Below are 1,645 nucleotides of genomic sequence, written 5' to 3'. Positions count from 1 at the left end.
CCATACATTTTGAAAAGTAATATGATTGCAGCCCGACCTGAGTGGAAATCCTTTTTTGCTGCTGAAAAAACGAGGGCAAAAAAGATTGGGAACGGAGGGCGGAATAGCTGCCCAAAAATATATTGTTAATTGTTTTAACCTACTTATGACAATCTAAAAATCAAAGTCAATAATTTTTCATCAAACTTTTCAGCAAAAAAAAACCAGCAGCAATAAATTGCTACTGGCTCATTATTAAGTTATAATATTAATAATTTAACATCCTATCTTTTTAAAAATTTGAATGTTTTCACACCGTCTTTAGTAAACACCTGAAGTAAATACATCCCTTGTACTAATGAATGTACATTGATGCTTCTTTCATTTTTAGAGATTACTTTCTCGGTAACTTTTCTACCATCTGCAGAATAGATAGCTAATCTTATAATTTTCTCCTCTCCACTTACGTTAAGGACGTCTATTACCGGATTAGGGTAAATCTGCATGTCAGATGATGATTTTGTAAGGTCACCTACACCCAAAGTAGCATTGTAAGCAAGAACAGCCAATGAAGCTGTAGACTCGCAAACTCCTACTGTTTGAGTTGCATAATACGTTGTATTATTTACAATTACCGTAGTTATAGGTAAGCTTCCTGTATGACTTGCCGCTGCTGCCGCTGAAGCATACCATTTAATATTCTGGCCAGTTACAACTAAAGCACTTAAAGTATCTCCTAAATTAAAGCTTTGCGTTGCTACTCCTGTTGGAGCTGCTACTGCGCTTGACTGAGTTACTGTCGTACTCACTGTTCCTGTACATCCATTAGCATCAGTAATTGTTACGGTATAAGTTCCTGCTGCTAAACCAGTACGGTCTTCTGTGGTGATTCCGCCACCCCAGTTGAATGTATAAGGTGCTGTTCCACCTGATGGAGTTAAATTAATAGCTCCGGTAGCACTTCCGTTACATGCTACATTGGTAACCACTGTTGTTCCTGAAACTGCTGTAGCAGGCTGAGTGATTGTTACTGTTTTTGTTATTGTACATGCATTAGCATCGGTTACTGTCACTGTGTAAGTTCCTGCCGCTAAACCTGAAGCTGTTGCTGCTGTTCCACCTGAAGGAGACCATGAATAAGTGTAAGGTGCAGTTCCTCCCGTTACAACAATACTTGCTGTTCCGTTAGAACCACCATTACATGAAATATTAGTCTGAGAAGTTGTTGCACTCATTGCTGTTGGCTGAGTGATTGTTACTGTTCTTGTAATTGTACATGCATTAGCATCTGTTACAGTCACTATGTAAGTTCCTGCTGCTAAGCCAGTAGCTGATGCTGCTGTTCCGCCTGAAGGAGACCATGAGTAAGTGTAAGGTGCTGTTCCTCCCGTTACAACAATACTTGCTGTTCCGTTAGTTCCTCCATTACATGCAATATTAGTCTGAGAAGTCGTTGCACTCATTGCTGTTGGCTGAGTTACTGTCGCACTTACTGTTCTTGTACATCCATTAGCATCAGTAATGGTTACGGTATACGTTCCAGCTGCTAAACCAGTACGGTCTTCTGTGGTGATTCCACCTCCCCAGTTGAAAGTATATGGTGCTGTTCCACCAGTAGGTGTTAAATTGATAGCTCCTGTTGAACCTCCGTTACATGCAATATTAG

1 protein-coding gene is annotated in these 1,645 nt (G+C 40.0%); it reads right to left on the bottom strand.

Annotated elements, in window-relative coordinates; all coding sequences use genetic code 11:
* Positions 1-263: 263 nt before the first annotated feature.
* A partial coding sequence (locus tag AB671_RS19845) for a T9SS type A sorting domain-containing protein (RefSeq protein WP_157444272.1) occupies positions 264-1,645 on the bottom strand: 1,382 nt, incomplete at its 5' end.

This window comes from Chryseobacterium sp. BGARF1, from assembly GCF_001677955.1.
Classification (GTDB): Bacteria; Bacteroidota; Bacteroidia; order Flavobacteriales; family Weeksellaceae; genus Chryseobacterium.
Note: the sequence above shows the minus strand (reverse complement) of the source record. Positions and strands in the feature narration are given on the sequence as shown.